This is a genomic window from Paracoccus sp. SJTW-4, assembly GCF_047716885.1.
Taxonomy (GTDB): domain Bacteria; phylum Pseudomonadota; class Alphaproteobacteria; order Rhodobacterales; family Rhodobacteraceae; genus Paracoccus; species Paracoccus solventivorans.
This window is the reverse complement of the sequence record NZ_CP136681.1, coordinates 2,466,092-2,483,778: the sequence shown is the minus strand read 5'-3', so window position 1 is coordinate 2,483,778 and position 17,687 is coordinate 2,466,092. Positions and strand designations below refer to the sequence as shown.

At 69.1% G+C, this 17,687-nt stretch carries 18 protein-coding genes; 13 read left to right on the top strand and 5 right to left on the bottom strand.

Annotated elements, in window-relative coordinates; all coding sequences use genetic code 11:
* Positions 1-42: 42 nt before the first annotated feature.
* Positions 43-1,134: a GlxA family transcriptional regulator gene (locus RSP45_RS12190; RefSeq protein ID WP_415392123.1), complete on the top strand. Its 1,092-nt coding sequence runs from the start codon at positions 43-45 to the stop codon at positions 1,132-1,134.
* A 3-nt stretch (positions 1,135-1,137) separates the two neighbouring features.
* Here RSP45_RS12190 and RSP45_RS12185 read toward each other — a convergent pair whose 3' ends face one another.
* Entirely contained in the window at positions 1,138-3,210 is a 2,073-nt protein-coding gene (locus RSP45_RS12185; protein WP_415392122.1) for a TonB-dependent receptor plug domain-containing protein, read from the bottom strand.
* Positions 3,211-3,356: 146 nt separating this feature from the next.
* On the opposite strand from RSP45_RS12185, the gene RSP45_RS12180 reads away from it, so the two are divergent.
* From RSP45_RS12180 to RSP45_RS12155, 6 genes are read left to right on the top strand one after another with little or no spacing between them, the layout of a single operon-like run.
* Entirely contained in the window at positions 3,357-3,884 is a 528-nt protein-coding gene (locus RSP45_RS12180) for a DUF2478 domain-containing protein (protein WP_415392121.1), read from the top strand.
* A gap of 23 nt (positions 3,885-3,907) precedes the next feature.
* Entirely contained in the window at positions 3,908-4,120 is a 213-nt protein-coding gene (locus RSP45_RS12175; RefSeq protein ID WP_415392120.1) for a TOBE domain-containing protein, read from the top strand.
* Positions 4,113-4,568 carry an SAM-dependent methyltransferase gene (locus RSP45_RS12170; RefSeq protein ID WP_415392119.1) on the top strand — a complete coding sequence of 152 codons (456 nt, stop codon included), beginning with the start codon at positions 4,113-4,115 and terminating at the stop codon, positions 4,566-4,568. Before RSP45_RS12175 ends, RSP45_RS12170 begins: the two co-directional genes overlap by 8 nt.
* On the top strand, positions 4,565-5,602 hold the full coding sequence (locus tag RSP45_RS12165) for an ABC transporter substrate-binding protein (RefSeq protein WP_415392118.1): 1,038 nt from the start codon (positions 4,565-4,567) through the stop codon (positions 5,600-5,602). Before RSP45_RS12170 ends, RSP45_RS12165 begins: the two co-directional genes overlap by 4 nt.
* Before the next feature lie 22 nt (positions 5,603-5,624).
* Positions 5,625-6,587: a FecCD family ABC transporter permease gene (locus RSP45_RS12160; RefSeq protein WP_415394061.1), complete on the top strand. Its 963-nt coding sequence runs from the start codon at positions 5,625-5,627 to the stop codon at positions 6,585-6,587.
* Positions 6,584-7,348: an ABC transporter ATP-binding protein gene (locus RSP45_RS12155; RefSeq protein ID WP_415392117.1), complete on the top strand. Its 765-nt coding sequence runs from the start codon at positions 6,584-6,586 to the stop codon at positions 7,346-7,348. The genes RSP45_RS12160 and RSP45_RS12155 overlap by 4 nt, the downstream gene beginning before the upstream one ends.
* Before the next feature lie 150 nt (positions 7,349-7,498).
* On the opposite strand, the gene RSP45_RS12150 is transcribed toward RSP45_RS12155, so the two are convergent.
* The 4 genes from RSP45_RS12150 to RSP45_RS12135 all read right to left on the bottom strand — a co-directional run bounded on the left by RSP45_RS12150 (position 7,499) and on the right by RSP45_RS12135 (position 11,613).
* On the bottom strand, positions 7,499-7,849 hold the full coding sequence (locus RSP45_RS12150) for a PaaI family thioesterase (RefSeq protein ID WP_415392116.1): 351 nt from the start codon (positions 7,847-7,849) through the stop codon (positions 7,499-7,501).
* Positions 7,850-7,916: 67 nt separating this feature from the next.
* Complete coding sequence (locus tag RSP45_RS12145) at positions 7,917-9,542, bottom strand: AMP-binding protein (protein ID WP_415392115.1); 1,626 nt, start codon at positions 9,540-9,542, stop codon at positions 7,917-7,919.
* 83 nt (positions 9,543-9,625) lie between these two features.
* Positions 9,626-11,008 carry an enoyl-CoA hydratase-related protein gene (locus RSP45_RS12140; protein WP_415392114.1) on the bottom strand — a complete coding sequence of 461 codons (1,383 nt, stop codon included), beginning with the start codon at positions 11,006-11,008 and terminating at the stop codon, positions 9,626-9,628.
* A gap of 119 nt (positions 11,009-11,127) precedes the next feature.
* Positions 11,128-11,613 carry a MaoC family dehydratase gene (locus RSP45_RS12135; protein WP_415392113.1) on the bottom strand — a complete coding sequence of 162 codons (486 nt, stop codon included), beginning with the start codon at positions 11,611-11,613 and terminating at the stop codon, positions 11,128-11,130.
* Between the two features lie 126 nt (positions 11,614-11,739).
* Between RSP45_RS12135 and RSP45_RS12130 the strand changes: the two genes are divergently transcribed.
* The 6 genes from RSP45_RS12130 to RSP45_RS12105 all read left to right on the top strand — a co-directional run bounded on the left by RSP45_RS12130 (position 11,740) and on the right by RSP45_RS12105 (position 17,649).
* Positions 11,740-12,534 (top strand): enoyl-CoA hydratase/isomerase family protein, encoded by a 795-nt coding sequence (locus RSP45_RS12130; RefSeq protein ID WP_415392112.1) that lies wholly within the window; start codon positions 11,740-11,742, stop codon positions 12,532-12,534.
* A gap of 57 nt (positions 12,535-12,591) precedes the next feature.
* A complete protein-coding gene (locus RSP45_RS12125; protein WP_415392111.1) occupies positions 12,592-13,350 on the top strand; it encodes an electron transfer flavoprotein subunit beta/FixA family protein in 759 nt (252 codons plus the stop codon).
* On the top strand, positions 13,350-14,276 hold the full coding sequence (locus RSP45_RS12120) for an electron transfer flavoprotein subunit alpha/FixB family protein (RefSeq protein ID WP_415392110.1): 927 nt from the start codon (positions 13,350-13,352) through the stop codon (positions 14,274-14,276). The genes RSP45_RS12125 and RSP45_RS12120 overlap by 1 nt, the downstream gene beginning before the upstream one ends.
* 153 nt (positions 14,277-14,429) lie before the next feature.
* Positions 14,430-15,224 (top strand): enoyl-CoA hydratase-related protein, encoded by a 795-nt coding sequence (locus tag RSP45_RS12115; protein ID WP_303730711.1) that lies wholly within the window; start codon positions 14,430-14,432, stop codon positions 15,222-15,224.
* 12 nt (positions 15,225-15,236) lie between these two features.
* Positions 15,237-16,442 carry an acetyl-CoA hydrolase/transferase family protein gene (locus RSP45_RS12110; RefSeq protein WP_415392109.1) on the top strand — a complete coding sequence of 402 codons (1,206 nt, stop codon included), beginning with the start codon at positions 15,237-15,239 and terminating at the stop codon, positions 16,440-16,442.
* A 49-nt stretch (positions 16,443-16,491) separates the two neighbouring features.
* The gene (locus tag RSP45_RS12105; RefSeq protein WP_415392108.1) at positions 16,492-17,649 is read left to right on the top strand and encodes an acyl-CoA dehydrogenase family protein; all 1,158 of its coding nucleotides are present in this window, start codon (positions 16,492-16,494) and stop codon (positions 17,647-17,649) included.
* Positions 17,650-17,687: the final 38 nt, after the last annotated feature.

Sequence of the window (17,687 nt, the reverse complement as noted above, 5' to 3'; positions counted from 1 at the left end):
CAGGATGGAATATATGCGCCAGAGACGTTGGATGATTGCGCCATGACCCGCCCTGCCCCCCTGCCGCAGAAGCGGCTGCGCATCGGCTTTCTGCTGGCCGACCGCTTCACGCTGTCGGCCTTTGCCAATTTCGTCGACGTGCTGCGGCTGGCCGCGGACGAGGCCGACAATTCGCGCCCGATCCTGTGCGACTGGTCGGTGCTGTCGCACGACCAGTCCCCCATCCGGTCCAGCTGCGGCATCCGCGTCCAGCCCGACACGCGGCTGCGCAACAGCGGCGGCTATGACTATCTGGTGGTGGTCGGCGGGCTGATCGGCGACTATCGCCCGATCAGCGACGAGGCGCTGGACTACATCCGCACCGCCGCGGCCGCGGGCGTGCCCCTGATCGGCCTGTGCACCGGCGTGTTCATCCTGCAAGAGGCCGGGCTGCTGCAGGGCTACCGCTGCTGCGTCAGCTGGTTCCACCATCAGGATTTCCTGGACCGTTTCGACACCGAAACCCCGGTCTCGGACCAGATCTTCGTGATCGACCGCGACCGGATGACCTGCTCGGGCGGGCATGGCGCGGCGCATCTGGCGGCGTTCCTGGTCCAGCGCCATATCGGCCAGTCCGCCGCGATCAAGAGCCTGAACATCATGATGATCGACGACGCGCTGAGCGGAGAGCGCCCCCAGCCCGGCCAGCAGCTGGCGCAGCGGGCCGCCGATCCGCTGGTCAAGCGCGCGGTGCTGCGGATGCAGCAGAACATCGAGATGCCCAAGACCATCGACGATCTGGCCCGGGAACTGGCGGTGCCGCGCCGCACGCTCGAACGCCGCTTCCGGGCCGATCTGAAACGCTCGCCGCGCCAGGTCTATCTGGAGCTGCGCATCGACAAGGCGCTGCGGCGGCTGCGCTCGAGCTCGGACAGCCTGACCTCGGTCGCGCTGGCCTGCGGCTTTTGCGACGCGCCGCATCTGGCACGCACCATGAAGGCAGAGCTGGGGCTGACCCCCACGGAATACCGGCGGGCGCAGTCCGGCCATGCGGACGGGCAATATGCCACCGGGGTGCTGATCCCGCCGCCGGCGCAGGCCGGTGCGGGAAAGCCGCTTGCGTCCGGGGAAACGGACCCCCCCGCCACCGGCTGACGATCAGAACGTCATGCGGGTGGTCAGGTAGAAGCTGCGCCCCGGTTCCGGGAAGCCCTCGACCAGCTGGTAATTGCGGTCGAGGAGATTGCGCACCCCGAACACCACGCTGGCGCGGTCGGTCGCCTGCCAGTCGAAATCGAGATTGGCCAGCGCGAACCCCGCCATCCGCGTATAGTCGATGTCCAGGTCGCCGCCGGTCTGGACCGCGCTTTCCGACAGGCGCGAGCTGTAGACCTCGACCGAGGGCGAGACCGTCAGGCTCTCGCCCGCCTGCCAGTCCAGCCGCAGGAAGGCGCTGTGGCGCGGCGTATCGGTGGGGCGGAAACCCGGGCGCACCGGATCGCTGACCCCGCGATGCAGCCAGGTGTAGTTCGCCGCCAGCCCCAGATCGGGGGCGATCTGCCAGTTGGCGGCGATCTCGAAGCCCTTGTAGGTGCCGTCGCCGACGTTCTGGCTTTGCACCAGATCCTCCGCCGGATCGCCCACCGGCACAGAATGGATCATGTCCTTGACCTTGCTGTAGAACAGCGCCGACCGGATCGTCGCGGGCCCGAGATCGCCGCCATAGCCGACCTCGACATGGGTGGCGCGTTCGGATTTCAGCTCGGGGTTCGGAACCGCGCTGCCGAAACGGGTGCTGTAGCGTTCATGCAGCGTCGGAAAGCGGGTGCGCGACGAAATGCTGGCATGGTATTCGCCGCTGTCGTGATCGTAGATCGCCGCCAACTGCCAGTTGACCGCATCGGTCGCGCCGGTCGCAAGCCCCGGATCCCCGGCCGTGCGGTCAGCTTTCAGCACCTCGGCCCGGTCATAGCTGATCCCGGCGATGACGCTCAGATCCTCGCGCGCGGCCCAGGTGTTTTCCAGCGCGACCGAGATGGTTTCCTCGTCGCTGGTCTCGGCCGGGTCGAAGGTGTTCGCGCCATCAGGCGCATTATGTTGCAGGCTGACATGGCGGTCGCGGCGGTAATGCAGCGCGCCGCGCAGCGTGTTCGCGGAGCCCAGATCGACCCCGGCCTCGGCGCTGCCCCCCCAAGAGCGGTCGTTGTAGTGGCTGTTGAAGGCGCGGCGTTGTGTCTGGCTGCTCTGGGTGGAATCGTCCCAGGCCGACAGCAGGTTGTCGAAACGGTTGTAATAGGCCCGGGTCTTCAGATAGCCGCCGCCGAGTTCGGTGTGCGAATAAAACGCCAGGCTGTCGATGTCCCATTCCGGCCATGTCCAGTCCCGCTGCGCCCCGCTGGGGCCCCCAGTCTCCGGCCGTCCGCGCATCGGCAGATCGATGTTGTAGGGCGCGCGCTTGGCCCCGGTCTGGCGGGTATAGCTGAGAACATATTCATCCGTCGCGTTCGGCGTCCACCCGGCCTTGAGGTTCAGGCGGCTGTCATCGGTATCGGCGAATTCGCGCAGCCCGGCGCCCTGCTGCGGGCGCGGCACGAAGTCGCGCGACAGATAGAACCCGTCGCTGTCCCGGCGCAGATAGCTGCCTTGCAGGTAGAAATCCTGCTGCCTTGTGCCCAGCGACAGATAGCCGCTGCGGGCGGCGATGTCGCCGCGATTGCCGGCCTCGACGCCCAGCCGGGCCTCGCCCTCGAAGGGTTTCGAGGGCTGGCGCGTCGCCAGGTTCAGCGCCCCGCCCATGCCACCCGGGCCGTTCAGCACCGAGACATAACCCTTCTGTACCTGGATCTCGGCCAGGTCGGGGGTCAGGAAACGCCCGTAATCCAGCCGGTTGTCGGCCGGCAGATAGACGCGGATGCCGTCGATCGACAGCGGCACCTGCAGGCGGTCGAAGCCGCGCACATAGACTAGCCGCTCGTTCCGGCTGCCGCCGGTGTTGCCGATGGCGACCCCCGGCACGGTGCGCAGCGCGTCGTCCAGCGTGACGCGGTTCTGGCGCAGCACCTCTTCGCCCGAGACGGTGGACGAGGTCCCGCCCTGATTCTGCTCGCCCTCGGCGGTGATCACGATCGTGCCCAGCACGAACACATCGCTCGGTCTGTCCTGCGCGCCGGCGCCCAGCGGCATCAGCCACAGGGCCGCCGCCCCCATCAACGCCCGTTTCCCCAGTCGCATCAATCCCTCCTGATCGTCGTTCCCCCTCGGGATGGAGGGAATCGTTATGTGCACGCATACATAACGAGATCGTAACGATGCAACCACCCTTGCGCCGAGCTTGCCAAGGACTTCCGATATGTATCATAATTCACAACGAAACCGCCATGGAAGGGAAGCGCATGGACATCCGCTATGTCTGCTCGGACGAGGAGCAACGGACCGACAGGGTGCTGGGCGGGGTGGCGGAACGCGCCGCCCGCGACGGCATCGCGCTGGCGGGCACGGTGCAGGTGGCGGACCCCGGCGCGCCGCAGGAAAAATGCCATATCATCCTGGCGCTGCTGCCCGACGGGCTGCGCCACGACATCAGCTTTCCGCTTGACCCCGACGTGCCCGGCTGCCGGCTGGACCCCGAGGCGCTGGAGGATGCGGCGCTGGTCGTGAACCGGCGGCTGGCCGCGGCGCAGGCGCTGGTCGTCAACAAGTTCGGCAAGCAGGAGGCCACGGGCCGCGGCCTGGTCCCCGCCATCGGCGACGCCTGCGAACGCGGCCTGCCGGTGCTGGTCGGGGTGGCGCCGCAGTGGCTGGACGCGTTCCTGGCCTTTGCCGGCGGCGACGCCAAGCCGCTGCCCGCCGACGAGGAACAGGTGCTGGCATGGCTGCACGGCGCCTGCAGAGCTGCCGCAGCCTGACCGATTCACGAAAGGGAAATCCCATGAAACTCAGCGCCCGCAACGTCCTGCCCGGCACCGTGACCGAGATCATCACCGGCGCGGTCACCAGCCATGTCCGCATCGACCTGGGCGGCGGCAGCAGCATCACCGCCTCGATCACCAACGAGGCGGTGAAGGAGCTTGGCCTCAAGGTCGGCGCCAGCGCCTCGGCGGTGATCAAGGCGTCGGACGTGATGGTGGGGGTCAATGACTGACCCCGATGCCTTGCGACCGCATGAGCTGGCAGTCACCGTCCCCGACAGTTTCGACGCGCAGCTCTGGTTCATCGGCCGCATCCATACGCCGTGGACCCGGCGCGGCGACTGTCCGCACCGGGGCGACCCCGAGAACGGCCCCGACTGCCGGATCGAGGTCTTCGACCCCTGGGTGCCGGGCCTGACCGGGATCGCGCAGCACGAACAGGTGCAGGTGCTGTACTGGATGGACCGCTCGCGGCGCGACCTGGTGTTGCAGAACCCGCGTTTCAGCGACGAATCCACCGGGACCTTTGCCCTGCGCTCGCCGGTGCGGCCCAACCCGGTGGCCTCGTCGGTGGTGCGGCTGCTGGGCGTCGAGGGGCGCTGGCTGACGGTGCGCGGGCTCGACTGTCTCAGCGGCACGCCGCTGCTCGACCTCAAGGCCGCATTCGGAGCCCTTGCATGAGACCGCTTTCCCGCCGCGCCCTTGCCGGTGCCCTGGCCGGGCTGCTGCTGGCAGCCGCGGCCCTGCCGGCGCTGGCCGGGGACCGCACGATCACCGACGCCACCGGGCGCGAGCTGTCGGTGCCCGACGACCCCGCCCGAGTCTTTGCCGCCGGCCCGCCCGCCGCGGTGCTGCTGTATGCGCTGAAGCCGCAGGCGATGGTCGGCTGGGTCAGCGCCCCCAAGCCCGAGGCGCTGCCGTTCCTGCGCCCCGATGCCGCGGCCCTGCCCGCGCTTGGCCGCCTGACCGGGCGCGGCGACACGCTGAACCTGGAAGTGCTGCTGGCCGCCGATCCCGAGCTGATCGTCGATTACGGCACGGTCAGCGACACCTATATCGACCTTGCCGGCCGGATCCAGGACCAGGCCGGCCTGCCTTATGCGCTGGTCGACGGCCGCTTCGCGCAGATGCCGCAGGGGATCCGGCAGATGGCCGGGCTGCTGGCCGTGCCGGAACGCGGCGAGGAGCTGGCCTCTTACGCCGAACGGACCCTGGCCGATCTGGACGCGCTGCTGGCGACCATCCCCGAGACGGATCGCCCCACCGTCTATCTGGCCCGCGGCCCCGAGGGGGTCGAGACCCCGGCGCGCGGCTCGATCAACGCCGAGATCATCGAGCGGGTCGGCGCCCGCAACGTCGCCGCCGCCGAGACGCGCGGCCTTGCCACTGTCTCGCCCGAGCAGGTGCAGGCCTGGGCGCCCGAGGTGATCATCACCATCGACCGCGACTTCGCCGCCAATGTCGGCCGGATGCGGGAATGGCGGGGCATCCCGGCGGTGGAAAACAACCGGGTCTATCTGGCGCCCTCGGCCCCCTTCGGCTTCATCGACGCGCCGCCCTCGGTCAACCGGCTCGCCGGGCTGATCTGGCTGTCGCACAAGCTCTATCCCGATGCCGCGACGGGCGACCTGCAGGCGAAGATCGCGGAGTTCTACGAGCTGTTCTATGGCATCCGTCCCGACGAGGCCGCGCTGGCGGGGCTGCTGGGTGACTGAACGCAGCCTGACCGGGGCGCTGCTGCTGTCGCTGGGCGCGGTGCTGATCGCGGGCGCGGCGATCGGCCCGTTTCCGCTGTCGCCCGACCGCATCCTTGCGGTGCTGGGCGGCGACCGCTCGGACGCGCAGGCGGTAACGGTGCTGCTGAACATCCGCCTGCCGCGGGTGCTGGCCGCCGCGGTGGTCGGCGCGGCGCTGGCGGCCGCAGGGGCGGCCTATCAGACCACCTTCCGCAACCCGCTGGTCTCACCCGACATTCTGGGAGTATCGGCCGGGGCCGGGTTCGGGGCGGTGCTGGGCATCCTGCTGGGCCTGCCGGTGATCGGCATCCAGATGCTGGGCTTTGGCACCGGGCTGCTGACCGTGGGGCTGGTGCTGGCGCTGAGCCTGGCGCTGCGCGGCACCGGGCAGGTGCTGGTCATGGTGCTGTGCGGCATCGCCATCGGCGCGCTCGCGGGGGCCGGGATCTCGCTGGTCAAGCTGCTGGCCGACCCCGAACAGCAGCTGCCGGCGATCACCTTCTGGCTGATGGGCAGCCTGGCCGGGGTCAAGCGCGCCGATCTGGTGGCGGCGCTGCCGGCGCTGCTGGTGGGCATCGCGCCGCTGCTGGCGCTGCGCTGGCGCATCGGGCTGCTGGCGATGGGCGACGACGAGGCCCGCGCCATGGGCATCGACGCGGCCAAGCTGCGGCTGCTGGTCATCGCCTGCGCCACGCTGATGACCGCGGCGGCGGTGGCCATGGCGGGGGTGATCGGCTGGATCGGGCTGATGGTGCCGCATATGGCGCGGCTGGTCACCGGCCCGCGCTTCGACCGGCTGCTGCCCGCCGCGATCCTGATCGGCGCCGGCTTCATGGTGCTGGTCGACACCGCCGCCCGCAGCATCGCCACGCTCGAGGTGCCGCTGGGCATCCTGACCGCGGTGCTCGGCGCGCCGGTCTTCGTCTGGCTGCTGGCGCGGGGGGCAAGACCGTGGAGCGAGTGACGCCCCTGATCGAGGCGCGCGGCCTTGCCATCGGCCATCACGGCCGGCCGCTGATCGCGGGCATCGACCTGCAGCTTGGCGCAGCCGAGGTGCTGTGCCTGCTGGGCCCCAACGGCGCGGGCAAGACCACGCTGTTTCGCACCCTGCTGGGGCTGATCCCGCCGCTGGGCGGCCGCATCACCCTGGACGGCCAGCCGCTGGCCGGGCTGTCGCGGGCCCGGATCGCCAGCCGCCTGGCGCATGTGCCGCAGGCGCTGGCTACCCCTTTTGCCTTTACCGCGCTGGACATCGTGCTGATGGGGGCGGCCGCGGGGCTTGGCCCCCTTGCCCGCCCCGGTCCGCGGGAAACCGCCCGGGCAAGGGCCGCGCTGCACCGGCTGGGCATCGCCGATCTTGCGGGGGCCGAGGTGACAAGCCTGTCGGGCGGCCAGCGCCAGCTGGTGCTGATCGCCCGGGCGCTGGCGCAGGACGCGGCGGCGATCATCATGGACGAGCCGACCGCCAGCCTCGACTTTGCCAACCGCCGGCAGGTGAACGAGGCGATCCGCTGGCTGGTCGCCCAAGGCACCGCGGTCATCCTGTCCACCCACGACCCGGACCAGGCCGCCGCCCTTGGCGACCGGGCAGTGCTGCTGAACCGCGGCGGCGTGGTCGCGGCGGGCCGGGCAGAGCAGGCGCTGACCGCCGCAAACCTGTCGCAACTCTACGGCATCCGCGTCCACCGCGACCGCACCGCCGACGGCAGGGTTCATTTCTACTAGGCGGGGCGGCGCTGGCGTTGGGCGGGCAGCGGCTCAGCCGCCGGACGCTCGCGCTTTCGACCGGCAGGCCGATCCCGCGCGCGAGGCGGGTCAGCTCCAGCGCAGCCGCATAAATAATCCGGCAGCACCGCTTCCCGGCCCTTGCCTACCCTACCCCTCCTGTTCGCGGTCGATATCCACCCGCGAGGGCCAGAGTTCGGCGCATTTCAGATAGAACGGATGGCCGATCAGTTCGTCCCGGGTCGAGACCTTGAAGATGCCGCGCGCGCTCATCACCGGGGTGTTTTCCACCCGCGCCACCATCTGGGTGAAGCACATCTTCCGGGTCAGGCCGGTGATCTCGACCCGCGCCGTCACCCATTGCCCGGACAGGACCGGCTGCAGAAAGTCGATGGACAGGGTGATCGTGGGGTGACCACCCGGGACAGCCCCACGGCATATTGCGCACCCAGCGCCGCGTAATCCGCAAAGGCCGCGATCGCGCCGCCGTGGTCGCCCCATTTCTGCCTGTCCCCACCGGGCAGGCCTGGGCGCAGGCAGCGCGGGGCCGCCTGCGCCGGTGATCCGCTCAGGATTGCAGCATGTCGCGCAGCAGGAATTTCTGGATCTTGCCGCTGGGGGTGCGGGGCATCGCCTGGATGATCTCGATACGCTCGGGCCAGTATTGCTTGGCGACCTTTTTCTCGTCCATCCAGACGCGCAGATCGTCCAGCGACACGGTGGCGCCGTTTTCCGCCACCACAAAGGCGCAGGCGCGCTCGCCCAGACGCTCGTCGGGATAGCCGACCAGCGCGGCGATGGTGATCGCGGGATGCTCGACCAGCAGGTTCTCGATCTCGACGACCGGGATATTCTCGCCGCCGCGGATAATGACATCCTTGGTGCGGCCGGCGATGCGGATATAGCCGGCGCAATCCCCGTCGGCCAGGCCATAGGCCAGATCGCCGGTGTCCATCCACCCCTCGGCGTCGAAGGTATCCTCGGGGGGGATGCCCATGTAGCCGATATGCAGCTGCGCGCCGCGCACCAGCAGGCGCCCGCGCTCGCCCGCCGCCAGCGTCCGGCCGGAATCGTCGACCACCTTCACCTGCATCCCCGCCACCGGCCGCCCGTCCGAGGTCGCGGACAGCTGCCCCGCCCGCTCGGGCTCTGTCATGGTCGAGGCCAGGCTTTCCGTCATCCCCCAGACCGAGGTCACCGTCGTGCCCAGCACCTCGCTGGCCTGACGGACCAGCACCGGGGGAATCGGCGCGCCGGCGCACAGGAACAGCCGCAGCGTTTCGGGACGCGGGGCGCCGGCCTGAACCTCGCGCACCAGATCGGCCAGAAAAGGCGTGGCGCCGCCGCTGAAGGTGACCTTGTATTCGTCGATCAGCTCCAGCGCGTGGCGGCCGTTCCAGCTTTCCTGCAGCACCATGGTGGCGCGGTTGAAGATCGCCAGCAGCACCCCGGCCGCAAGTCCCAGCATGTGGCCCACGGGCGAGCCGACCAGCAGCACGTCGTCATTGGTCAGATGGCCGCGCTCGGTCATGCTGCGGGCCGCGTTCACCATGCTGTTGACGGTGTGCTGCACCCCCTTGGGCGAGCCGGTGGTCCCCGAGGTGTACATCAGCATCGACGCCTCGCCCGGATCGGTGACCGGCGGGGTACCCGCGGGCGGCAGCTCGACGCGCTCGCCCGACTCCAGCAGCGCCTCGAAACTGTCGGGGCCGGTGCCGTTCGCCACCACCACATGGTCCAGATGGTCCAGCTCGTCGCGCAGCAGCCTTGCGGTGCCGACCAGATCCAGCGAGCCGAAGCCCTGCGGCACGATGAACACCTTGCAGCGCGCAAACCCCAGCATGAAGCGCAGCTCGCGTTCGCGGAAGATCGGCATCAGCGGGTTGGTGATCGCGCCCAGCCGCTGGGTCGCCAGCACGGCCACCACGAACTCCCACCAGTTGGGCATCTGCAGCGCCACCACGTCGCCCTTGCCCACGCCCAGCTTGCGCAGGCCGCCGGCGGCGCGGGCGATGCGGTCCTCGAGCTCGCGGAAGGTCAGCCGGACCACACCCGAGGCGCGATCGCCGACCACCGCCAGCTTGTCGGGGTGGTCCTGCAGCGCCCGGCGCAGGAAATCGTCGTAATGCTCATCCGTCCAGTGGCCCTGGTCGCGCAGCTTGCGCCTGTGCGCGGCGAGGTCGAATCGGGTCATGTGTATCCCTCCCATGAATTGGCGCAGCGCCCCTCCACCCCCGGGGCGATGGCTGCGAAAGCGGCGGCTGCGGTGCGGCCGCGTCAGCTGGCGATCGGGGCGATCAGGCGGCGGACGCCGTCGCTGCCGATGGAATCGTAAAGCGCGAAGGGGCCGCCCAGATATGCGGGGAAGCCGGCGGCGCTGATGCTGTGGAAATCGGCGGCCCGGCGGCTGTCGGCATCCAGATCCCCGCCGTGTTCCAGCGCCGCGACCACGGCCGCGCCCAGCAGCGCGCCGGCGATGACCTGATCCTGCCCCTGCGGCGCGTCGATCCAGATGCCGGTGGGGGCGATGCCCGGATGCTCGCCCAGCACCCCGGCCGAGACCGGCTGCACCGGCCCGCCCGGCAGGATCGTCGCCGACAGCCGCGCCCAGCGGGCCGCGGCCTCGACATCGGCGGGCTCGAACCGGGCGGCCACATTGGCCCAGCTCTGGCGGATGGCCGCGGCAATGCTGTCGTAGACCTCGGGCAAGGCGCCGCTCTTGCGCTGCTTCTGCCAGGTCTGCTTGCCCAGAAACAGGCTCGAGATCATGTCGCGCGGCTCGGGGCGCTTGATCAGATCGGCGAAGATGTCGATTTCCTTGCCGACCGCGGCATCCATCGGCAGCGGCAGGCCGAACTCGACGCAATCGAGGATCGCGGTGATCGCCGGATAATGGCCGCCGGTTTCCTCCTGCCGGGCGCGGCGCAGCCCTGCCAGCCGGGCCGCGACCTCCTCGGCCGGGGGGATGCGGTAGTCCGCGCGGTCCCAGGGTTGTTTCGGCTGGGGGCCGGACCGGATCCATTCCACGCAGGCGGCGATTTCCTGCCCGGCAGGCACGACGCGATGCGCGACCCCGGCGGCGACCGCATCGGCGGCGGTAAAGCGGGCCGCGTCCAGCAGCACCGGCATCGCCGCCTCGATCCCGACCAGCCGCGGCATCCGCTGGGTGCCGCCGCCGCCCGGCAGCAGCCCGACCAGCGATTCGGGCAGGCCGAGCGCGGTCGCGGGCGTGTCGGCCAGCACCCGGTAATGCCCGGCCAGCGCGAATTCGCAGCCGCCGCCCAGCGCCAGCCCGTTGATCGCAGAGGCGACCGGCACGCCCGCGGTTTCCAGCTTGCGGAAGGCGCGGCCGATGGGGGCGAAATGGTCGCGCCCGATCTGCCAGCGCTGGTCTTCAGGGGCGGCGATGATCATCGCATAGGCCTGTGCCAGCTCGCCCAGATCGGCCCCCGCGCAAAAGGCGGTGGCTTTGCCCGAAGAGATCACCAGCCCCCGCAGCCCGCTGCTTCCCAGCCAGTCGGCGACCGCCTCGGCCTCGTGGATGGCGCGATTCGAAAAGACATTCATGGTCCGGCCCGGCATATCGAAGACCAGATGGCCGATGCCGTCCTCGAGCAGCTCATATCGGAACTCGATAAGTTCCGGCGGTTGCGTGGTCATGTCCTGTCCTCCCAGCAGACGGCGGTGCCGGCACGAATATAGTGTGCTGCAATATAGTGCACATGCATACCGGATGCGTCAATTCCCTGAATGCGGGAAGCGCCGGAATATGCGCGCGCTCAGCCGGCGGAGGGCGCGCGCAGGTAGATGCCGGTCGCGATGGTGCGATAGACCGCCACCCCGTCCTGATTCTCGCCCTCCATGCGGAACGAGACGATGCCCCGGTCCGGCTTCGACTGCGACGGCCGCGCGGACAGCACCTCGACCCGCAGCCACAGCCGGTCGCCCGGCCGCACCGGATGCAGCCAGCGCAGTTCGTCACAGCCCGGCGCCGCCAGCCCCGCCCGCGACGGCAGGAACCCGTCGACCAGCAGCCGCATCATCAGCGCCGCCGTCATCCACCCCGAGGCGATGACGGAACCATAGGGCCCGGCCGCGGCCGCCTGCGGGTCGATGTGGAACGACTGCGGATCGTAGCGGCGGGCGAACTCGATGATCTCCTGCTCGGTCACCTCGACCGGGCCGAACCGACAGCGGTCGCCGGGGCGATAATGCTCGAACCAGCGATCTGCCGCCGGTAGCTTGAAACCGGTTTCCGTTGTCATCCGTCCCGCCCTTATCCAGCCCTGCGCGCCGGCAGATCAATTGCTAGCATACTATATGATTGCATATTTATTTGGCATCGTCTAGGCTGGTCCCTGCATCACAGCTCAAGCACCGGAGGAGGGGGCATGGAGTTCCAGGGGCAGTCCATCAGGATGACGATGGAGGACGGGCTTGCAAGGGTGACCCTGTGCCAGGCCGAGCGCGGCAATCCCATCGACGCGACGCTGGGGGCCGAGCTGCTCGAACTCTCGGGCATCCTCATGACCGCGCCCGGCGTGCGCGCGGTGCTGCTGACGGCCGAGGGGCGGTTCTTTTCCGTGGGCGGCGACCTCAACAGCTTCAAGGACCGCATCGACGAGCTGCCCCGGCTGGTGCTCGACTGGACCTCGGATTTCCACACCGCGCTGTCCCGCCTGCGCCGCATGGACGCGCCAATTGTCTGCGCGGTCGAGGGTGGCGTCGCCGGCGGCGCGGTGTCGATGATGGCTTTCGCCGACGTGATCCACGCGGCCGATTCGATCAGGTTCACCGCCGCCTTCCCCGCCATCGGCTTCTGCGCCGACAGCGGCACCACCGTGTCGCTGTCCGAGCGGATGGGCATCGCCCGGGCGCGCCGCTTCATCCTGTGCAACGAAACCATCACCGCGGCCGAGGCGCAGGCCGCCGGTCTCGTCGATCACCTGCACCCCGTGGCCGAGGTCCGCGCCGCGGCCGAGGCGACGGCCCGGCGCCTCGCGCAGGGGCCGACCCGCGCCTATGGCATGATCAAGCGCTGCTTTTCCGGCGCCCTCGGCCGCAGCCTCGACGAGCAGCTCGAGCTCGAGGCGGTGTCGCTGTCCCAAGCCGCCGGCTTTGCCGATGCGCGCGAGGGGATCACCGCCTTCGTGCAGAAGCGCAAGGCGGATTTCACCGGCAGCTAGTTTCGCCGCCCGACCCCGCCGGCCGGGCAAGCAATGGCAAGAAGAAGGAAACGGACGATGAAGGTTCTCGTTCCGGTCAAGCGGGTGATTGACTACAACGTCAAGGCTCGTGTTAAGGCCGATGGTTCGGGGGTTGACCTCGCGAACGTGAAGATGTCGATGAACCCGTTCGACGAGATCGCGGTGGAAGAGGCGATCCGTCTGAAGGAGAAGGGGGCGGCGTCCGAGATCGTGGTGGTGTCGATCGGCGTCAAGCAGGCGGCCGAGACCATCCGCACCGCGCTGGCCATGGGCGCCGACCGCGGCATCCTGGTGGTGGCGGCCGACGACGTGCATCAGGACATCGAGCCGCTGGCGGTGGCGAAGATCCTGGCCAAGGTGGTCGAGGAAGAACAGCCCGGGCTGGTGATCGCCGGCAAGCAGGCGATCGACAACGACATGAACGCGACCGGGCAGATGCTGTCGGCGCTGCTGGGCTGGGGGCAGGCGACCTTTGCGTCTGAAGTGGCGATCGAGGGCGATGCTGCCAAGGTCACCCGCGAGGTCGACGGCGGGCTGCAGACCATCTCGGTCAAGCTGCCGGCGGTGGTCACCGCCGACCTGCGGCTGAACGAGCCGCGCTATGCCAGCCTGCCCAACATCATGAAGGCCAAGAAGAAGCCGCTGGATGAAAAGACCGCCGCCGATTACGGCGTCGACGTCGCCCCGCGGCTGACGGTGGTGTCGGTGCGCGAGCCCGAGGGCCGCAAGGCCGGGATCAAGGTCGGCTCGGTCGACGAGCTGGTGGCGAAGCTGAAAGAAGCGGGGGTGGTGTGATGGCGGTTCTGCTGCTGGGCGAAGTGACGGATGGGCAACTGAACCGCGACGCCACCGCCAAGGCGGTCAAGGCCTTGGCGCCGCTGGGCGATGTGACGGTGCTCTGCGCCGGGGCCTCGGCCGCGGGCGCGGCGCAGGATGCGGCGAAGATCGCGGGCGTCGCCAGGGTGCTGGTCGCCGAGGATGCGCGCTACGGCCACCGGCTGGCCGAGCCCACCGCGGCGCTGCTGGTCAGCCTTGCGGGCGATTACAGCCACATCGCGGCGCCGGCCACCACCGACGCCAAGAACGTGATGCCGCGGGTGGCGGCGCTCTTGGACGTGATGGTGATCTCGGACGTGATGGAGGTGGTCGACGCCAACACCTTCGCCCGCCCGATCTATGCCGGCAACGCCATCCAGACGGTGAAATCCGCGGATGCCAAGAAGGTGCTGACCATCCGCACCGCCAGCTTCGACGCGGCGGCCGAGGGCGGCGCGGCCGCGGTTTCCGACGCGGCACTGGCCGAGGACCCGGGCCTGTCGTCCTGGGTCGAGGACAAGGTGGCGGCCTCGGACCGCCCCGAACTGACCTCGGCCAAGCGCATCGTCTCGGGCGGGCGCGCGGTGGGCTCGAAGGAGAACTTCGCCCTGATCGAGGCGCTGGCCGACAAGCTGGGCGCCGCGGTCGGGGCCTCCCGCGCCGCGGTCGATTCGGGCTATGCCCCGAACGACTGGCAGGTCGGGCAGACCGGCAAGGTGGTGGCGCCGGAACTGTACATCGCCGCCGGCATCTCGGGCGCGATCCAGCACCTGGCCGGCATGAAGGACAGCAAGGTCATCGTCGCCATCAACAAGGACGAGGAAGCCCCAATCTTCCAGATCGCCGACTATGGTCTGGTCGGCGATATCTTCACAGTCCTGCCGGAACTGACCGAGAGACTGTGACCCGACGCCACGGCAAAATCCCCCCGGCGGGGATTTAGCGGTGGCGGCCCCTCAAACAGATATGCATACTGACGATATTGATACGAACGATAATCGCAGCACGTCGCCTGATCGCAATCGCACCCCTGCCGCATGACTGGAGGAGAGCCCCACATGGCAAACGCACCCGCTTTCGAGGACATCATCTACGAGGTCCGCGGCCGCGCCGCCTGGATCATCATCAACCGCCCAAAGGTCTACAACGCCTTCCGCGGCCAGACGCTGGAAGAGATGATCCGGGCGCTGCATCTGGCCGGCAACGACAAGGACGTGGCCTCGATCGTCATCACCGGCGCCGGCGACAAGGCGTTCTGCACCGGCGGCGACCAATCCGCGCATGAGGGCAATTACGACGGCCGCGGCGTCGTCGGCCTGCCCATCGACGAGCTGCAGGGCCTGATCCGCGACGTGCCGAAGCCCGTGATCGCCCGGGTGAACGGCTTTGCCATCGGCGGCGGCAACGTGCTGGCGACGCTGTGCGACCTGACCATCGCCTCGGAAAACGCCATGTTTGGGCAGGTGGGACCGAAGGTCGGCTCGTTCGACGCCGGCTGGGGCACCTGCCTGCTGGCCCGCATCGTCGGCGACAAGAAGGCCCGCGAGATCTGGTATCTGAACGACCGCCTCTCGGCCCGCGACGCCATGAGCTATGGGCTGGTCAACAAGGTCGTGCCGCTGGAGGAGCTGGACGCCGCGGTCACGCAATGGACCGACACGCTGGCGGAACGCTCGCCCACCGCGCTGGCCTTCCTCAAGCGGTCGTTCAACGCCGACAGCGACTCGATCCGCGGGATCTCGAACCTCGCCCTGCATGCGGTCAAGCTGTATTACGCGACGCCGGAATCGCAGGAAGGCGTCAATGCCTTCAACGAGAAGCGCAAGCCCGATTTCTACAACTTCGTGGAATAAGCGGGACCTGCCATGGCACCCTTGCGGATCGGTTCGCACGACATCGCCGGCCATCTTCCCGCCGGCGCCCGCATCTGGCTGCACGCCTGTTCGGGGGAAAGCGCGCTGATCCGCGACGGGCTGGAGGCCGCGGATCTGCGCGGCCTGACCTTTACCGGGATCTTCGTACCCGGGCTGAACCGGCTGGGCGGGCTGCTGGCGGCCGGGGCGCGGATCGACAGCTATTTCATGATGCCGGAGTTCGCGGGAAATGACGCGCAGGTCCGCTTCCTGCCCTTCTGCTACCGCGATATCCGCCTGCATCTGGGCGCGCTGCTGCCCGATGTGGCGCTGGTCATGGTCGCCCCCCCGGATGAACAGGGCATGTGCAGCCTTGGCCCGGTCAACGACTTCATTGCCGATATCTGGCCGCAGGTCCCGCGCATCATCGCGCATGTGAACCCGCTGCTGCCGCGGACCCATGGCCGGGCGATTCCCTACGACCGCTTCCACGCGGTGATCGAGGGCGAGGCGCCGCTGCCGGTGTCGGACCCCGGCACGGACGCGGTGTCCGCCCGCATCGCGGCGCTGGCGGCCGGGTTGATCCCCGAGGGGGCCACGATCCAGGCCGGGCTGGGCCGCACCCCGGAAGCGGTGCTGTCCGGGCTGACCGGCCACCGCGATCTGTCCATCCATTCCGGGCTGATCGGCAACTCGACGCTGGACCTGCTGAACGCCGGCGCCCTGCGCGCCGATGCCCCGATCCTTGCCGGGGTCGCCATCGGCAGCGCCCGGCTTTACGACGCCGTGTCCCGGCCCGAGTTCCGCTTTGCCCCGCCCTCGGTCACGCATGACATCGCGCAGCTGGCGACGATGGGGCGTTTCGTGACCATCAATTCGGCCATCGAGGTGGATCTGGCCGGCAATTCCCATGCCGAGGCCACGCCGAGGGGGCTGGTCTCGGGCCCCGGCGGGGCGTCGGATTTCGCGGCTGGCGCCCGCGGCCTGCAGGGGCTGCGCATGGTGGTGCTGCCCGCGACCGCTGCCGGCGGCAAGATCAGCCGCATCGTGGCCCCCGGCCGGGCCAGCGGCCCGGTGTCGCTGGGACGGTTCGATACCGACGTGGTCGTCACCGAATACGGCATCGCCGATTTGCGCGCCGCCAGCCCCGCCGAGCGCCGCGAAAGGCTGATCGCCATCGCCGCGCCAGAGCATCGGGACCGGCTGGCGGACGGCTGATCCGCCCCGCACCCGGCCTTGCGGCCCCCGCCACACGAAAGGAAACCACATGATCGAACGCAGCCTGTTCAACGAGGAACACGAGCTTTTCCGGGCCACCGTCCGGCGCTTCGTCGAAAAAGAGATCACGCCCTATCACGCGCAATGGGAAAAGGACGGCATCGTCCCGCGCGAACTATGGCTGAAGGCCGGCGAACAGGGCCTGCTGTGCTGCACCGTCCCCGAGGAATACGGTGGGCTGGGCCTCGACTACCTGTTCGACGTGGTGGTGTTCGAAGAGCTGTGGCGCGCGGGCGCCTCGGGCCCCGGCTTCCTGATCCACACCGATCTGGTGGCGACCTATATCCTGTCCTTCGGGACCGAGGACCAGAAGCGCAAGTTCCTGCCAAAGATGGTGACCGGCGAATGGATCGGCGCGCTTGGCATGACCGAGCCGCATGCCGGTTCCGACCTCAAGGCCATCCGCACCCGCGCCACCCGCGACGGCGATGATTTCGTCATCAACGGGCAAAAGGTGTTCATCTCGAACGGGCAGCACGCGGATGTGCTGGTCTGCGCCACCAAGACCGGCCGCGACGCCGGGGCCAAGGGGGTGACGCTGTTCCTGATCGAGGGCGACCGCGAGGGCTTCCGCCGCGGCCGCAACCTGGAAAAGCTGGGGATGCACGCGCAGGACACCTCGGAACTGTTCTTCGACAATGTGCGCGTGCCGGCCGCCAACATGCTGGGGGCCGAGGGCGAGGGCTTCGCCCTGATGATGACCAAGCTCAGCCAGGAGCGGCTGGCCCAGGCCATCCGCTCGGCCGCCGTGGCCGAGACGATCATCGAATGGACGCTGGACTACACCACCCAGCGCGAGGCCTTCGGCAAGACGATCTTCGATTTCCAGAACACCCAGTTCAAGCTGGCGGAACTCAAGACCCAGGCGACGCTGGCCCGGGTGTTCACCGACAAATGCATCGAGCTGTTCATGCAGGGCAAGCTGGACCCGGTCGATGCGGCGATGGCCAAGATGTACACCACCGAGCTGCACTGCAAGGCGGCCGACGAATGCCTGCAGCTGTTCGGCGGCTGGGGCTACATGTGGGAATACCCGATCTGCCGCGCCTATGCCGACGCGCGGATCACCAAGATCGCCGGCGGCTCGATCGAGATCATGAAGACGATCATCGCCCGCGCCATGAAGGCCGAGCACGAGCGGCGGTAAGGGGCGGCCCCGGCGCGCGCGCTGCGCCAGTCCCGGGA